15 protein-coding genes are annotated in these 14,856 nt (G+C 44.0%); 2 read left to right on the forward strand and 13 right to left on the reverse strand.

Features of this window, described 5'->3' with window-relative positions:
• The first annotated feature begins 156 nt into the window (after positions 1-156).
• A complete protein-coding gene (gene gerQ / locus L1999_RS28785) occupies positions 157-636 on the forward strand; it encodes a spore coat protein GerQ (RefSeq protein ID WP_235741632.1) in 480 nt (159 codons plus the stop codon).
• A 50-nt stretch (positions 637-686) separates the two neighbouring features.
• Here gerQ and L1999_RS28790 read toward each other — a convergent pair whose 3' ends face one another.
• From L1999_RS28790 to fdhD, 13 genes are all read right to left on the reverse strand, one after another.
• Positions 687-1,058, reverse strand: a complete 372-nt coding sequence (locus tag L1999_RS28790; protein ID WP_215045431.1) for a DUF423 domain-containing protein — start codon at positions 1,056-1,058, stop codon at positions 687-689.
• A 17-nt stretch (positions 1,059-1,075) separates the two neighbouring features.
• Complete coding sequence (locus L1999_RS28795; protein WP_235741633.1) at positions 1,076-1,384, reverse strand: YwdI family protein; 309 nt, start codon at positions 1,382-1,384, stop codon at positions 1,076-1,078.
• Between the two features lie 212 nt (positions 1,385-1,596).
• Entirely contained in the window at positions 1,597-2,616 is a 1,020-nt protein-coding gene (locus L1999_RS28800; RefSeq protein ID WP_235741634.1) for a thiazole biosynthesis adenylyltransferase ThiF, read from the reverse strand.
• A gap of 68 nt (positions 2,617-2,684) precedes the next feature.
• Positions 2,685-2,918, reverse strand: coding sequence for a molybdopterin converting factor subunit 1 (gene moaD / locus L1999_RS28805; RefSeq protein ID WP_235741635.1), 234 nt, complete (start codon positions 2,916-2,918; stop codon positions 2,685-2,687).
• Positions 2,911-3,378: a molybdenum cofactor biosynthesis protein MoaE gene (locus L1999_RS28810; protein ID WP_235741636.1), complete on the reverse strand. Its 468-nt coding sequence runs from the start codon at positions 3,376-3,378 to the stop codon at positions 2,911-2,913. The genes moaD and L1999_RS28810 overlap by 8 nt, the downstream gene beginning before the upstream one ends.
• Positions 3,375-5,312 carry a molybdopterin biosynthesis protein gene (locus L1999_RS28815; RefSeq protein ID WP_235741637.1) on the reverse strand — a complete coding sequence of 646 codons (1,938 nt, stop codon included), beginning with the start codon at positions 5,310-5,312 and terminating at the stop codon, positions 3,375-3,377. The genes L1999_RS28810 and L1999_RS28815 overlap by 4 nt, the downstream gene beginning before the upstream one ends.
• A 13-nt stretch (positions 5,313-5,325) precedes the next feature.
• A complete protein-coding gene (locus L1999_RS28820) occupies positions 5,326-6,558 on the reverse strand; it encodes a molybdopterin molybdotransferase MoeA (RefSeq protein WP_235741638.1) in 1,233 nt (410 codons plus the stop codon).
• A gap of 27 nt (positions 6,559-6,585) precedes the next feature.
• Positions 6,586-7,194 (reverse strand): molybdenum cofactor guanylyltransferase, encoded by a 609-nt coding sequence (mobA, locus tag L1999_RS28825; RefSeq protein WP_235741639.1) that lies wholly within the window; start codon positions 7,192-7,194, stop codon positions 6,586-6,588.
• A gap of 16 nt (positions 7,195-7,210) precedes the next feature.
• A complete protein-coding gene (locus tag L1999_RS28830; RefSeq protein ID WP_345790869.1) occupies positions 7,211-8,035 on the reverse strand; it encodes a formate dehydrogenase accessory protein FdhE in 825 nt (274 codons plus the stop codon).
• 84 nt (positions 8,036-8,119) lie between these two features.
• Complete coding sequence (locus L1999_RS28835) at positions 8,120-8,833, reverse strand: formate dehydrogenase subunit gamma (RefSeq protein ID WP_235741641.1); 714 nt, start codon at positions 8,831-8,833, stop codon at positions 8,120-8,122.
• Positions 8,826-9,650: a 4Fe-4S dicluster domain-containing protein gene (locus tag L1999_RS28840; protein WP_235741642.1), complete on the reverse strand. Its 825-nt coding sequence runs from the start codon at positions 9,648-9,650 to the stop codon at positions 8,826-8,828. Before L1999_RS28840 ends, L1999_RS28835 begins: the two co-directional genes overlap by 8 nt.
• Before the next feature lie 2 nt (positions 9,651-9,652).
• Positions 9,653-12,628, reverse strand: coding sequence for a formate dehydrogenase-N subunit alpha (fdnG, locus tag L1999_RS28845; protein WP_275677745.1), 2,976 nt, complete (start codon positions 12,626-12,628; stop codon positions 9,653-9,655).
• 129 nt (positions 12,629-12,757) lie between these two features.
• On the reverse strand, positions 12,758-13,534 hold the full coding sequence (gene fdhD / locus L1999_RS28855) for a formate dehydrogenase accessory sulfurtransferase FdhD (protein ID WP_235741645.1): 777 nt from the start codon (positions 13,532-13,534) through the stop codon (positions 12,758-12,760).
• Between the two features lie 478 nt (positions 13,535-14,012).
• Between fdhD and pdxK the strand changes: the two genes are divergently transcribed.
• Positions 14,013-14,849, forward strand: a complete 837-nt coding sequence (gene pdxK, locus L1999_RS28860; RefSeq protein WP_235741646.1) for a pyridoxine/pyridoxal/pyridoxamine kinase — start codon at positions 14,013-14,015, stop codon at positions 14,847-14,849.
• Positions 14,850-14,856 lie beyond the last annotated feature (7 nt).

The raw sequence follows: 14,856 nt of genomic DNA on the forward strand, positions 1-14,856 counted from the left end.
TCTAAAATGAAGCTCCGAAAGTCTCATCAAAAAGAGGTGAGAAACGAGCCGAAAAAAACAGTCACCATTTTAGGTTCAATGAAATATGAATACAAATGTTAGGTCATTCGTCTATTTGTACTTATTATTTATGAATTTTTTATAGGAGGGAAAAAGATGAGTCAATATTACAATCCTCAAGGATTTCAGCCTTATACAGGTGCAGCCGGCCAGCAGGGTGCACAACCGATCGCAGGCGGGCAAGGTTTTATGCCTGGCCAGCAAGGTTTCCAACAACCCTTTCCGCAGCCTGGAGTTGGAGGCATGCCAACAACACCACCTGCGCAAGGAGCTGGAGCAGCTCCTGGGATGCTTCCAATCGAGCAGTCCTACATTGAAAATATTCTTCGCTTGAACAAAGGAAAATTAGTAAGCGTATTTGCCACCTTTGAAGGTAATAATCAGTGGAATGCCAAGGAATTTAAAGGGATTATTGAAGCAGCCGGTCGGGACCACGTCATCTTAAGTGACCCTCAGGTCGGCACTCGCTACCTCATTCCGATGGTTGCGGTTGACTATATTACCTTCTCCGAAGAAATTGAGTATGAATATCCATTTGGCAGCGGCCCATCATTAGGTACTTACCCGCCTCGATAAATAAGAGTAAAAAAAAGGCATCGGGTCTCTCCCAATGCCTTTTTTTGCTGTTAAAAATTCTTTACTGCTCCCACAATCATTAATACCCAGGCTGCCAAAAAGCAAACTCCGCCGATTGGGGTAATCGCGCCTAACACGCCCACCTTCGTTAAGCTCAAAAGATACAAGCTGCCGCTGAAGAAAATGATCCCAACCAGCATGAGCCAACCGGACCAATTAAAAAGAGAGCTCATTGGTACTTTACCAAGAAGCATACCAATAATTAGAATTCCAGTCGCATGAAACATCTGATAAGTTACACCCGTTTTCCAAATCTCTAAATAGTGGGCATCGAGTCTGTCCTTAAGTCCATGTGCGCCAAACGCTCCTAGTGCCACCGCTAAAAAGGCGTTAATCGCCCCAACAATAATAAATACTTTCATGGCTAATTTCCCCCATCTTAAAAATCAAATAGTGAATCCCCATTTGCTTCATCTTCCATATCGAGCTTTTTCGGCTGCTGTAATGACGAGCCTTGCTGAAATACTTGTTGATTCATTAATGGCTGTTGATAGACCTGCTGGGTGACGGCCGGCTGAATCGCTGCTGCAGCAGGCTTCACACTAGCTTGCTTTTCATCTAGGATGAGTTCGCATAATATTTTAATAGAGTAAATCTTTTCTCTTAAGGTTTCTTCCTTTGAACTCGTTTTAGCTAGTTTCAATTCATTCTCTATTTTGGCCAGTAATTTCTCAACCGATATATTCATGTGTGACACCTCTACATTCAATCTCTTATTTATTCTACATGATTATCGTCGATTTTACGAAAAAATAGACCTGTTTCGTTTTTCGACATGTTTCACGTGGAACATGTCGATTCGTAAGATGGGCACTGACTTAATGAGAGGGATAGGGATTTTTGTAAAACCCCCAAAACAGGACATAAAAAAAACCGAACCAATCGTGGTCCGGATCCCCTTTAACCTAGTATTCGTTGATAAATTGACTTGGCGTGAGTCAAATCTTTCGTACCATGGATGAGCGCACGGCCATCTTGAAAAATAACCATCCGCTCCGCCCCCATTTCGACGGATATCAAGTAAGGATTTCCTTTCACTTGGTAACCTAACGAGCTCAGTTGTCCCGCGAGCTTTTCCAGGGAAACATCGCCATAGCTTGACGGACGGATCTGGACGGTATCGCGGCCGCACAGGACACTTGTCTTTGTCCTGTTTTCTTGGTCCAAATAAGGATAGGTCCGCTCCTCACCGCAAGACAAGCAGCCGGCATACTTCGCCTTCGACATTTTTAAACTTGTGTATTGATTTCGCCATAAATCAAAGCTGACAAACGTTGTCCGGACTGCCTCCCAATCCTCGACCAGCATCTTCAAGGCTTCAGCCGTTTGATGGGCAATCACCATTTGCACAGCGGGTGAAATAATGCCGCCCGTGTCACAGGTCATCCCCTGGAGCGGAATGGTCCGGAGCAAACAATTTAAACATGGCGTTTTCCCGGGAATAATAGAAAAACTCATTCCGAAGCTGCCGACACAGGCTCCATAAATCCAGGGAATTTGATATTTCTGCGCCACATCATTCATTAACATTCGGGTTTCAAAATTATCTGTCGCATCCATCATTAAATCAACATCCAAAACCAATTCTTCCAGCATTTCCGGAGTCGCATCACCGATGATCGCCCGTATCTCTACATCTGAATTAATAGCCCGCAGCCGTTTTTCCGCGGCAGCCGCTTTTGGCAGCTTTTCGGCCACATCCTCTTCTGTATAGAGCTGCTGACGCTGAAGATTACTCGCCTCTACGTAATCTCTATCGACAATGGTTACTTTTCCAACTCCGGCCCTCGTCAGGATCTCAGCACTCCCAGACCCTAACGCTCCGGCCCCAATGATAAGGACATGCTTTTTTCCAATCCTTGCTTGTCCTTCCCGGCCGATTCCTGAGAAAAGGACTTGTCGTGAATAGCGTTCGTTCATATCTATTCCCCCTTGATAAGAAAAACTCGCCACCCATGGCGAGCTTCTACTAGATCAACCTGTCTAAATCAACCGCCGCTCACCGGTGGAATGAAGGCAATTTCATCCCCTTCACGAATTACCTCATCATTGGAGGCAAACTCTTCATTGATGGCGGTCATAACCGTATCCATCTGCGGTAAATCATATTTAGCAGCCAGATCTGTCTTCAATTCAGCAACAGTTTTACCGGCAGCCTTAAGTGACAAGAACTCCTCACCGACCGCATCACGCAAGTGCGCAAAAAACAAGACCTTATTCATCTAAATCACCTGCCTCAGGTTTACCACTAGGATAAGCAACCGTTTCAAGCTGGTTTCCCATCCAGGCTTCGCCATCTTCCCAATGTTCCTTCTTCCAGATCGGGACGATTTCTTTAATTCGTTCAATCGCATAGCGGTTGGCTTCATAGGCATCCGCACGGTGCGGCGTCGAAACAGCAATGACGACTGCCACATCGGTAATATCTAACCGGCCGACGCGGTGCGTGATCGCCGCCTTTGACCCTTCCCAGCGCTCTTCAATTTCCCGGCCAATTTGCTCCAGTTTTTTTACGGCCATCGCTTCATAAGCTTCATAGATTAAAAACAACGTTTTCTTACCGTTTGTTAATTCCCGTACGGTCCCAATAAAGGTGGTAATCGCACCAGCTTCCCGTTGGACTACTTTATCAATTACCGCTTGTATATCAATCGGATCCTTTGAGATTTCATACATTTTCATTCTTCCACCTCTTCTGTCAACCGCTTTGGCACGGCGTTCTCTACGACTTGATAGCCGCCAATTTTTTCAACCTGCTCTTTAAAGGCAGGTGATTGGATGATGTCAATGAGCTGCCGGCCGCTGTCACTTTCATAAAACTCGCGTTTCATGACTAAATCATATTCTTCATCGGCGACGGGAATAAAATCGAGCCCCATTGCCTTTGCCGCCGGATAAATTCCCAGGCCTGCACCACGCCGGTCATCTTTCACTTCTGCCGCTACCGCTAAATGAGAGAACATCTCTCGGTCATAACCGGTAATCTCCTCTGCGCTAAGGCCTGCTTCCTCTAATAGTAAATCAAACAAGATGCGGGTGCCTGCTCCTTTTTGCCGGTTTACAAAGTTTGCGTCAGTACGGACTAAGTCTGTAACCGTTTTGATTTCAAGAGGATTGCCTTGTGGCAAAATCCAGCCTTGCATCCTTTTTAAAAAGGGATATAAAACGACATCTTGGCCTGCTAAAAGTTTATTTACGTATGATCTATTGTACTGTTTTGTATTAGGGTCTAGCAAATGAATGCCCGCTACATGGGCCTCGCCTTTTCGAATCGCCATTATACCAGCCATGCTGCCGACATGGGAAGAGACGATTTTCAGCTCTGTCCGTGCCCGTTTCAGCTGGGATGATAACAGATCGATGGTTAGGTCGTGGCTGCCGCTAAAGACGATTGCATGTTTGATTTCTTCCAGCGGTCGTAATAGTTCAACTTCCGCCATATCGCCTTGTTCATAGCCGCTGATGTTTGGCGGGATGATCAACATAGCGTCTGCCCTAACATAGGACATCGTTACCCCTGCTGCCCGGGTAAGCGGGTTGGCCACAAATTGTCCATTCACATAGCCGATATTCATTCGGATAAAATCCTCTGCTCCCATCGAAGAGACGATGCGGCGGCCAAGTTTAACTGTGATGGTTTGCCGTCTCGGAACAGGAATCCCTAAATACTTACAGATTAATGGCTGAACAAACCATTCCAGTGCCAAGTAAGCAGACACGGGATAGCCAGGAACACCGACGACAATTTTGCCGTTTATTTTTCCTAAGATAACAGGCTTACCCGGCCGCGCGGCGACCCCATGAGTAAACACCTCGCCAATTTCGGAAATGATATGGACAGTAAAGTCTTTTCGGCCTGCGGAAGAGCCGGCATTGATCACAATTATATCGGAGGTTTCCGCTGCCTCTAAAAGCACTTCTTTAATTTTCTCCGGTTCGTCCTTAACAATGCGGTGCAGGTGCGGCTCGCCGCCCCAATCCTTAATAAACCCGGAAAAGACTGTTCCGTTAAACTCAATTATTTTTCCAGGTGATAAATCAGAATGGGCTTCCACTAATTCATTGCCCGTTGGAATAATGGTAACCACAGGTTTCTTTACAACAGGTACTGTTAGCTGCTGTGCCGCCAACAGCACGCCTAAGTCTGCAGGTCTGAGCGTATGTCCCTGTGGAAACAACATCTCTTCTTGAACAATATCCTCACCAATTGGACGGATATGCTGCCAAGGAGTGGCCGGTTCAATTATTTCCATTGTTTCATCGTCAACGATATGGACATGCTCAATCATAATCACGGCATTAAAAGGCGCGGGAATAGCATTTCCGGTATCAACGAAGCAAAATTGTTCACCTATCTTAAGTAATAGCGGGTTTTGTTCGTGTGCCTGGTATGTACTTTCGGCAATAACAGCAATTCCATCCATCGCAGAAGCATGGTAATGCGGCATGGAGACATGGGCAAAGATTGGCTCAGCGGTCACTCGGTCTAAGGCATCTGACACATTCATCCAGTCTATTTCAGGGGTCTGTTGAAAGGCCTTAAGAATTTCCTCTCTTGCTTGCGCACGGGGTTTATCTTCTAAATAAATTTTTCGTTTATACTGATTTTGTTCCATTGACTTTGACCCCTTACCTTGATGGAATCACAGGAACCCATTCGCCCTGTGAAATTCCTTCTTTTTCTGAACTAATCTCGACAATACCATCGCTTTTAACCAATGTAGTAATCAATCCCGACTTACCAATAATGGGCTCAGCCCACCATTCGCCGTTCTTTTCGAAGAGACGGACGCGGATATAATCAGCCCGGCCCATCGAGGATGGAATATTTTTCGTTATTTTTGCAAGAATACGATCCGGTTTGCGCTCACTTGTTTCTCCTTTTAATTTGCGAAGAACACGCTCGCCGAATAGTTTAAAGATAATCATCGCGCTGGCAGGATGTCCCGGCAGACCAATGACGGGCTTTCCATTCGCTAAAGCTAGAATCGTAGGTTTTCCCGGCTTGATGCTGATCCCGTGGACGAACACGCCCGGTTCGCCTAATGATTGGATAACATCTGTTGTATAGTCTTTTGCTCCAACCGAGCTGCCGCCTGAAAGGATTAAACAATCGACCTCCTCATAAAGGGCATGGGCACGCTCGCGAAATTCAGCAAAGTCATCACGGACGATCCCGCCGTATACCACATCAACATTCCATTCCTGGGCAAGTCCTGCAATGGTTAAATAGTTGATATCACGGATCTGCCCTTCCTGCAATGTTTCTGTTTGGTATGGGACGATTTCATCACCTGAAGACAGATAACCGACCTTTACTTTCCTAAAAACCGTTACATGGGTCACTCCTAATGAAGCGAGTGCCCCTAATTCCTGAGGCCGAAGCTTTGTTCCGCTTGTAAGAAGAATTTCTCCCCTTTTAATATCTTCTCCGGCACGAATCACATTTTCTAAAGGAGCGATCTGCTTGTACGTATTGAGAAGTGAATCCACATCCTCGCAGTGTTCAATCATGATAACGCTGTCACTTCCCTTGGGGAGCATACCGCCTGTCGGGACATAAACAGCGCTGCCCTTCGTTACTTCTACCGTCGGAACTTCACCCATTTTTACTTCACCCGCAACAGTTAAAAAGCCGGGCATGGATTCAGAGGAACCATACGTATCTTTGGCGCGGACAGCATAACCATCAACAGTTGAGCGGTCAAAGCTCGGTACATTTTCCTTAGCAGCCACCGGACTCGCGAGAATATAATGGAGGGCGCTTGAGAGCTCCCTAACCTCTGTATCCACAGTCGCTGATATTTTTTCATCTATTAAGGTAAATGTTTCTTCAACTGTCTTGACTTTGAAAAATTGCATGGTTCCCTTACTCCCCCTTAGATCTTTCTACATGTTTAAAAAATCAGACTCAGCTTTCTTTTTGGCCTCTTCATATTCTTCTGGGTGATTCATATTAAAAAAGACTTGATCTAACCCCATTTGACTATAGGTTTCCAGCTCTTTTTCCGTTAGGTAGAGCACGTTCAAGTGGTCGAGCAACTGTTTCATTCGCAGCTGTCCTGCATGAATCTGTTCCTCTATAACAGCAGCAGATTGCTTTTTAAAAACAGAAAATAGCGGCTGCTGTTTGCCGTGGATGACGGGTATGACCGCATCATAGTGCAGGGCATTGGTAACCAGGGCCTGAGCCAGCTCGTTCGACAGAAACGGCATATCACAGGCCACAATCAAATTGAGATCGTAGTCTGACGCCGTAAGGCCTGCGTGCACTCCCGCAAGCGGCCCTCGGCCGGGATAGTGGTCCGGGACCATCCGTACATTTAAAAATTCATATTGTTCAGAATCATTCGTTACTAGAATTATATCATCAAAAAGAAGTTTTAGCTTATCTGCTATTCTTTCAATATTCGTTTTTTCATTGATTTTAAGCAGGGCTTTGTTTGTGCCCATCCGGCTGGATTTCCCGCCTGCTAAAATAATGGCTGCAGCTTTCATTTATAAAAGCACCTTCTTAATTTGTCTCTTTCTTTTCCCCGACGGAATGATACCCATTTTCCTGAGCGGCCATATCGAGATGAATGGAATTAAGGTCCAATAATGCCACCGACGGTTTTGTAATATATTGTCTGCTATCAATTATTTTAATATAGCCGTTACATTCCTCGCAAACTTGAATTTTCGACGTTACATCATCTTCAATTTCTAAAAAATAAATACTGTGATGATCTTCATTGCCGCAGTGTGAGCACTCCAAGCGTCTTGCAGACCAATGAGCAAAACAGCGCGGGCAGTGGATGATCTTTTTTCCCTCTTCATTGATGGCTGCTAGTCTAACAGGTTCACCGCAAACAGGGCAGCCCGCACCTGGGACAGCATGGTCAATTGCAGGCTGAACCTTTTCTGCCATTAGCTGCAGGTATGGCCGCAGGGCGGTTTCGGCAAGGAAATGGGGGATCCATTCTTCAAGCCCATTTTCCTCTGCATAGGCTGTAAAATAGACATGATTAAAAGCAAAGGCTTCTTCAATCCAGCGAATGGCTGTTTCCTCAGTAAGCAAGGAACAGATACCAGAAAGCTTCGGCTCTAACTCAGGATTATTGTTTACAAGTAGGTCGGTAACTTCCTCTATCCACTGTAAAAATAGTGAAATTTCAAAATCAATAGCCGTTAAAGCGGCAGCAGGAACCCCTGCCTCCATGGCTGCTTTATCAAGGTTTGGTCTGATGGTTTCCGGATCAAGCTGCAGCTTCCACTGTTCTTGAAGCTTGACGATCTCTTTTTGCAGTTCCTGGTATTCCTTTGAAACAACGGATTTAATCATGTTCTCACACCTCATATTTGTGATAAGAAATGGCTGTCCTATTTTCGACAGCCATCCCTTTTTTAAAAATATAAAATTTATTCGAATGGTTGTATTATATTAGGCACCCTTTTTACGTTTCGGATCATCTAAGTTAGGGAAGTTGCCTTTTTTCACTTCTTCGTCATACCAGTCCTCATAGTGGCCTTTTGCCCACCATGCTGGAACCTTGCCTGTTACAACACCTGAATAACCTGGTCTAGAGTGTTTGTGCACAACAGAAAGATAAATATGGCCGACAATAACGGCAATTCCTAAGCCAAACCCAACATTATGAAGGACATAACCCCACTGAACAAGTGCTCTTGGAAAAAATTCAGGGAACCACATCGTGAAGCCTGAAACAATCACCAAGATGGCGCAAAAGATCTGAAGAATGGAGTTAATTTTTTCACCCGCGTTAAAGAATGTCTGTTTTACATGATCAAACCTTAAACCAAACAACTCTTTCACAAAATTACCGAAAAACTGGAGATCCCGCTTTTTCCACGTGATTAATTCTTTCGTCCAGAGAAAAAGGAACTTAGGACTAAAGATCAGCAAGACGAATGTAGGTGTAATAAATACTACAGCAAAAATTCTGTGTAACAGCCGAGCATTTGCCGGACCGCCAAAAACTGGATATAGCCAGTCAAAGAATTCGGTATACATGGGCAGGGCTGTGATGTAAAGGGCAAAGAAGGCTATTCCATTGATCGCATGTGCCCAAACAAATGCCTTAGGAAAGCGGCGAATTTGTTCATTAGCCTTTGGATGCTTTTGATGATTACTCATGGCTATCCCCTCCATCTTCCTGACCTTGTGTTCTTTTACTAATAATATTATTGGTAATAAATGCTCCGACAAGCGCCATCGTTGTGGCACCAAGCATCATTTTGCCGATTGGCTGTGCGTAATCTTTCCAAACGACTGCAGATGTTGGAACCTTAGGATTTTCCGGAAGACCATAAACACTCGGCCGTTCAGCCAGCAGGTAGATGGTGTGTGTACCGCCGACCCCTTCTGGATTATAGATGTTCGCATTAGGGAAACGATCTTTAATCTCAGCTAAACGTTTCCGGGCTCTTGCCAGCATTTCATCTTTTTTGCCAAACTGCATCGCATCGGTATGGCAAGTCGTCACGCAGGCAGGCTGTAAGCCTTCTTCGAGACGATCCGTACACATCGTACACTTTTGAGATTTTTTGTATTCTTTACCGTTCTTATCTTTGTAAGTCTTTAATGAAATCACTTCAAATGGACAGTTTTGTACGCAATAGCCGCAGCCTACGCACTTATCATGGTCAATCACAACAGAGCCAAATTTTGAGTAGCTGATGGCATTCTCAGGACAAACCTTTTCACAGGCAGCCGTATCACAATGGAAGCAGGATGAGTGACGGAAAAGGTATTCTAAATCGCCTTTTCCGTTTTCATGCTCGACATATTGAAGAACATTCCATGTATCAGCACTTGTTTTTGGATGTGATTGGGCACTTCCTTGGAATGCCGTTACTTCTGCCGGAAGGTCATTCCAGTTTTTACAGGCCACCATACAGGCTTTACAGCCGTCACATCTGGTAACGTCAACGTATTTTACGTATTCAGCCATCACTAAGCCCTCCTTATGTCACATAGGAATGCTTTATATTCCGGAATCATCGTGTTGGCATCCCCAATATGTGGAGTCAGGCGGTTTGCTGTTGCTCCTGTTGCGTACCCTTTGTATCCAAAATTCCAAGGCATTCCGATTTGGTGCACTATTTTACCTTTAACGGTAAACGGTTTGTAGCGTTTTGTTACCATTGCATAGGCTTCAATTTTGCCGCGGGCAGAGGTGACAATAATTTTGTCTTTATTTTTGATTCCTTTTTCTTTGGCAAGTTCTTCACTTAATTCAACATACATATATCTAGCAATCTCGGAAAGCCACTCTTGGTTACGCGTCATCGAACCTGATTGCCAGTGAGCTTCCGTTCGATAGGTGGTTGCAACAATCGGATAGTCCACCTTGTAGCCTTTTTTGTTAAAGTCACCATCGTTAATGACAACGGCAGGGTTTAAATTTACGGATGAGAATGCGTTAACTACTGGACTCTCAAATGGCTCATAGTGTTCTGGGAACGGGCCGTCATTCATCGTTGGTGCAAATAATAAAGCAACTCCGTCTTTGTTCATCATAAAGGCACCTGTGCCGCCTGGATCGGTAGGCGCTATGACTGCTTTAAAGTCTGGGACATCATTTCCGATCCATTTCTTCTGGGCAGCATCCCACCAAATCACTGCTTTTTCCTGGCTCCATGGCTTACCGCTTGGGTCTGCCGAAGCACGGTTGTATAGAATCCGACGGTTTGCCGGCCAAGCAAAGGACCAATTCAAGAAATTTCCGCCGCCTGTATCTTTATTATCACGGCGCTGCGATAGATTTTTTCCTTCTTCAGGATAGAAGCCCGAATAAATCCAGTTACCGCTGGAAGTGGTGCCATCATCTTTTAAATCGCCAAAGGTTTTTACTAATTTACCTGTTTTAAGGTCATAACCGTTAATTTCCTTGGCAATGCTGTCTAAATTTGGTGCTTCACCGGTGCCATAATTCCAATCAAGGGCTAAGAATGGCTGATCGGCTGATTTTAGACTGTTTGCATATAGCTTTTTAAGCTTCATTGCCAGTTCATGAACGATATCAAGGTCCGGACGGGACTCACCCTTCGGCTCAATTGCTTTCCAGCGGTACTGCATCCAGCGTGAGCTGTTTGAAATACTCCCTTCTTTTTCATACGAAGAACAAGCCGGAAGAAGGAAGACTTCTGTTTTAATGCTGGCTGAATCATTACCTGCTTCTTTTTGCCAAAAGGCTGACGTTTCTGTTTCCCAAAGGTCAACAGCAACAAGCCATTTTAAGTTACCAAGGGCTTCTTTTTCTTTACCGGCGTTAGGTCCGCCGACAACTGGGTTTGTACCCCAAAGGAATGCACCCTCAAGCTCCTTGTTGAACATCGCTTTAAATAAGTTAATATGCGAGTAGTTTTTATTGCCTTTTGGTAAAAACTGATAGCCGAACTCGTTATTTTTGGTCGCATTTGCTCCGTACCAAGATTTCAATAAGCTGACCACAAATTTTGGTTTGTTGCTCCAATAACCAGATGGTGGTGTTTCTTTTTTCAAGTATCCATCCAATGTAGCATGCTCCGGAAACGTTGCTTTTGGTGCAGCAAGGTAACCCGTTAAGTTATCCCATAACAAGCCAAAGTCCGTTGAGCCTTGAACGTTGGATTCACCGCGCATCGCATTGATTCCTCCGCCCGGCAGCCCAATATTACCTAATAGAAGCTGCAGGATTGCAAAAATCCGAACGTTTTGTGAGCCAACCGTATGCTGGGTTGTCCCCATTGCATAAAGGATGGTACCTGATTTACCTACTTTTCCTGTTTCACAGAAGGCTTTACAAACCTTTAAGTAATCTTCTTTTGGTGTTCCTGTTACGGACGTTACCGTATCCACATCATAGCGGGAATAGTGTTTTTTCATTAATTGAAAGACCGAACGAGGATGTGCTAAGGTTTCATCCTTCACTGGTTTTCCATCCGGAGTGGTTTCAATCCCCCACTTCGTTTTATCGTAAACTCGTTTTGCTTCATCATATCCAGAGAAAAGGCCATCTTTAAAATCGTAGCCTTCTTTCACGATAAAGGAAGCATTTGTATATTTCACAACATAGTCTTTGTGAATGAGATTATTTTCAATAGCATATTTAATCATACCGCCGACAAACGGAATATCCGTTCCAGAACGAAGCGGGGCATAGAGATCAGACACGGCAGATGTCCGTGTATAACGCGGATCGACGCTGATAATTTTTCCGCCCTTTTCCTTCGCTTTTGTCAGCCATCTAAAACTGATTGGATGATTTTCAGCAGGATTGGCTCCCATAATGAGGGCACAATCTGTCCACTGTAGGTCATTCCAGTGATTTGTCATTGCTCCACGACCAAATGTAGGTGCCAGACCGGCAACCGTAGAACTATGTCATATTCGTGCCTGGTGCTCTAAGTATGTGACACCAAGCCCTCTCATTAATTTTGATACCAAATAGGTTTCTTCATTATCCAATGCCGCGCCGCCAAGGCTGGCAATCTTTTCTGTTTTATTTACGGTAATGCCTGCTTCTTTCTCTACGAATGAAGCATCACGTGTTTCCTTCGTACGTTTGGCGATGGTGTCAAGCATCCATTCCCAATCTTTTTCTTCCCACTTATTGCTGCCAGGAGCGCGATACAGTGGTTTTGTTACTCGTTTTTCAGATGTATAAATTTGTCGTAATGTTGTTCCTTTACTGCATAGTTTACCTTCGTTAATCGGGTTATCCGGATCCCCTTCCGTATAAACCACGGTATTATTTTTGGTGTGGACGAGTATTCCGCATCCTACACCACAAAAGCAGCAAATGGTTGGTGTTACAGTAGCTTTGGCAATCTTGAAATTTTTTGTATTCGCATAGGCTTTTTTATCATTAAAGCCTAGTTCAACAACTGCAAGAGTTGCGGCCGTTGCACCTGATAGCTTTAAGAATTGCCGGCGGTTTAAGTTCATTTCAACCATCACTATTCTCCTTCCCAAAAATGATTAGAACATCCCTCTGAAAGCAGCCGTACCTTTCCTATTGGTATTACGGACATGCTTTTTTCTCTCTATTTAGTTACTGCGGTTTTAACTCTGTTTTTAATTCCCCCCTTCAATGCTTCTCTCCAAGTCTATTTCTTGTGAAAGATCATTTTTGACTCTTCCTGTAGAGGTATAGACCGTAGCCATTTTCCCTCTTAAATAGCCGATTACCTCAATATTTAAGAACTTTGCCAGCTGAACAGCCTGTTTGGTGGCGGCAGTACGGGACCCGATAACAGGAAAGCCAAATTTTGCTGCTTTTGAGAGCATTTCATATGAAACCCTTCCAGTTGTCAGTAAAATTAACCGTTCAGGAGGTAAACCCTGTCGTAGTGCGTGACCAATAATTTTATCAACTGCATTATGGCGGCCAATATCTTCACGGAGAGTGATGGTGCCGTCTTCCTCGACAATGCAAGCTCCATGCATTCCGCCTGTTTCCAGATAAAGGCTAGAGGCTAAAGCAAACTCACTTCTCTTTTTTAATAAGTAACTTAATAGATATTTTTGGCATGCAGCCACCTTGGCAAAGTTTTTAACATCGGTCATTGAGAAGAAGGTTACCCCTCTGCCACAACCGGCCGTATAGTGTTTCTTTTTCAAAAAAAACTGTTCCTCATCAAACTGCGAATAAAGGGAAACATGGATTGCTCCCATCTCTTCATCTATTGTTATGGTTTCAATATCGTTTGCATCCTGGATGAATCCTTCAGAGAACAAATACCCATATGTCCAATCGTCTAGATTGTATTTCGTCAATTGAAAAACAGCTATCTCATAGCCGTTTAGATGTAAGGATATTGGATATTCATCGGGACAACCTTTGCGGTTCATACCATCCCCTCCTTGAGGAAATTTTCCTTATTCTTCATTTTAAAAATAGGACCAATGTCACTCAGCGATTAATGTCACAGCCCTTAACGGAATTTGCCAAGCGAAGGGAGGAGTTAAGACATTTGAAGTATTTAGACTCCCTTAAGAATGGCGGTATTATCACCTTGGCCTTATTTGTGTCAGATTTCCAACAAAATATAAAAGATAACAAATTAATCAATGTAGCTATAATAATTACAGCTCAAAGGAAAACGTTTACATTTGACTTTTAGCTGTCTTTTGAGATTATCGTACTTCCAGCAGGTTATTTTGAAAGTAATATTTATCACTAAGTATCCTTGTTAATAGTACTATTGGTCCATTTGTCATTTTTTTGTAACTATTAATTAAATCGCAACCGACTATAGTAGTTTCCTGTTATATTTTTTATTTTGTTTTATAATAAGGAAGGAGTTATTTTCTAAAGGAGGCATACATAATGGCAATCAAAAAGGTATTAACCATAGCTGGTTCTGATTCAAGCGGCGGAGCGGGGCTGCAAGCTGATCTAAAAACATTTCAAGAGCTTGGCGTTTACGGGATGACTGGGATTACCTGTATCGTCACGATGGATCCAAAAGGATGGCATCATAACGTATTTCCGATTGATGTGACCATTCTCGAGAAACAACTGGATACCATTTTGTCAGTTGGAATTGACGGGATGAAAACAGGAATGCTTGGCACTGTTGAAATTATCGAGCTAGTCGCACGAAAAATCGATGAACATCAATTAAAGCATGTGGTTATTGACCCTGTCATGGTTTGTAAAGGAGAAGATGAAGTCTTAAATCCGGAAACGACGGAAGCGATGCGGGAATTGCTTCTGCCACGCGCTTATGTTGTGACACCAAACCTTTTTGAGGCTGGTCAGCTGGCAGGAATGAAGACACCAAAGACCATTGAAGAAATGCAGGATGCAGCTGTAAAAATTCACGATCAGGGTGCTAAGTTCGTGTTAATTAAAGGCGGCAGCAAGCTCCAAACAGAAGAAAAATCAATCGATCTTCTTTATGATGGCAAGGAGTTCCAGATTTTCGAATCAGAGAAGATTGAAACAAACTATACCCACGGTGCAGGCTGTACGAACTCAGCGGCTGTTGCTGCAGAAGTGGCAAAAGGAAACTCGGTCTATGATGCAGTCGATGTGGCAAAGAGATTTGTCTCTGCAGGGATTCAGCAAGGTTTCCCATTAAATGAATATGTAGGTCCCACTTGGCATGGTGCCTACCGCAGTGGACGAGCTGTAACAGAGTATTGTGAGGACTGTGAATAATAAAGAT

The organism is Neobacillus drentensis (assembly GCF_021560175.1).
Lineage (GTDB): Bacteria > Bacillota > Bacilli > Bacillales > Cytobacillaceae > Neobacillus > Neobacillus drentensis_A.

What these genes read in the sequence shown, in the direction of transcription:
- gerQ (WP_235741632.1), top strand. Translation starts at nt 157, where the DNA reads ATGAGTCAATATTACAATCCTCAAGGATTTCAGCCTTATACAGGTGCA.
- L1999_RS28790 (WP_215045431.1), bottom strand. Translation starts at nt 1,058, where the DNA reads ATGAAAGTATTTATTATTGTTGGGGCGATTAACGCCTTTTTAGCGGTG.
- L1999_RS28795 (WP_235741633.1), bottom strand. Translation starts at nt 1,384, where the DNA reads ATGAATATATCGGTTGAGAAATTACTGGCCAAAATAGAGAATGAATTG.
- L1999_RS28800 (WP_235741634.1), bottom strand. Translation starts at nt 2,616, where the DNA reads ATGAACGAACGCTATTCACGACAAGTCCTTTTCTCAGGAATCGGCCGG.
- moaD (WP_235741635.1), bottom strand. Translation starts at nt 2,918, where the DNA reads ATGAATAAGGTCTTGTTTTTTGCGCACTTGCGTGATGCGGTCGGTGAG.
- L1999_RS28810 (WP_235741636.1), bottom strand. Translation starts at nt 3,378, where the DNA reads ATGAAAATGTATGAAATCTCAAAGGATCCGATTGATATACAAGCGGTA.
- L1999_RS28815 (WP_235741637.1), bottom strand. Translation starts at nt 5,312, where the DNA reads ATGGAACAAAATCAGTATAAACGAAAAATTTATTTAGAAGATAAACCC.
- L1999_RS28820 (WP_235741638.1), bottom strand. Translation starts at nt 6,558, where the DNA reads ATGCAATTTTTCAAAGTCAAGACAGTTGAAGAAACATTTACCTTAATA.
- mobA (WP_235741639.1), bottom strand. Translation starts at nt 7,194, where the DNA reads ATGAAAGCTGCAGCCATTATTTTAGCAGGCGGGAAATCCAGCCGGATG.
- L1999_RS28830 (WP_345790869.1), bottom strand. Translation starts at nt 8,035, where the DNA reads ATGAGGTGTGAGAACATGATTAAATCCGTTGTTTCAAAGGAATACCAG.
- L1999_RS28835 (WP_235741641.1), bottom strand. Translation starts at nt 8,833, where the DNA reads ATGAGTAATCATCAAAAGCATCCAAAGGCTAATGAACAAATTCGCCGC.
- L1999_RS28840 (WP_235741642.1), bottom strand. Translation starts at nt 9,650, where the DNA reads ATGGCTGAATACGTAAAATACGTTGACGTTACCAGATGTGACGGCTGT.
- fdhD (WP_235741645.1), bottom strand. Translation starts at nt 13,534, where the DNA reads ATGAACCGCAAAGGTTGTCCCGATGAATATCCAATATCCTTACATCTA.
- pdxK (WP_235741646.1), top strand. Translation starts at nt 14,013, where the DNA reads ATGGCAATCAAAAAGGTATTAACCATAGCTGGTTCTGATTCAAGCGGC.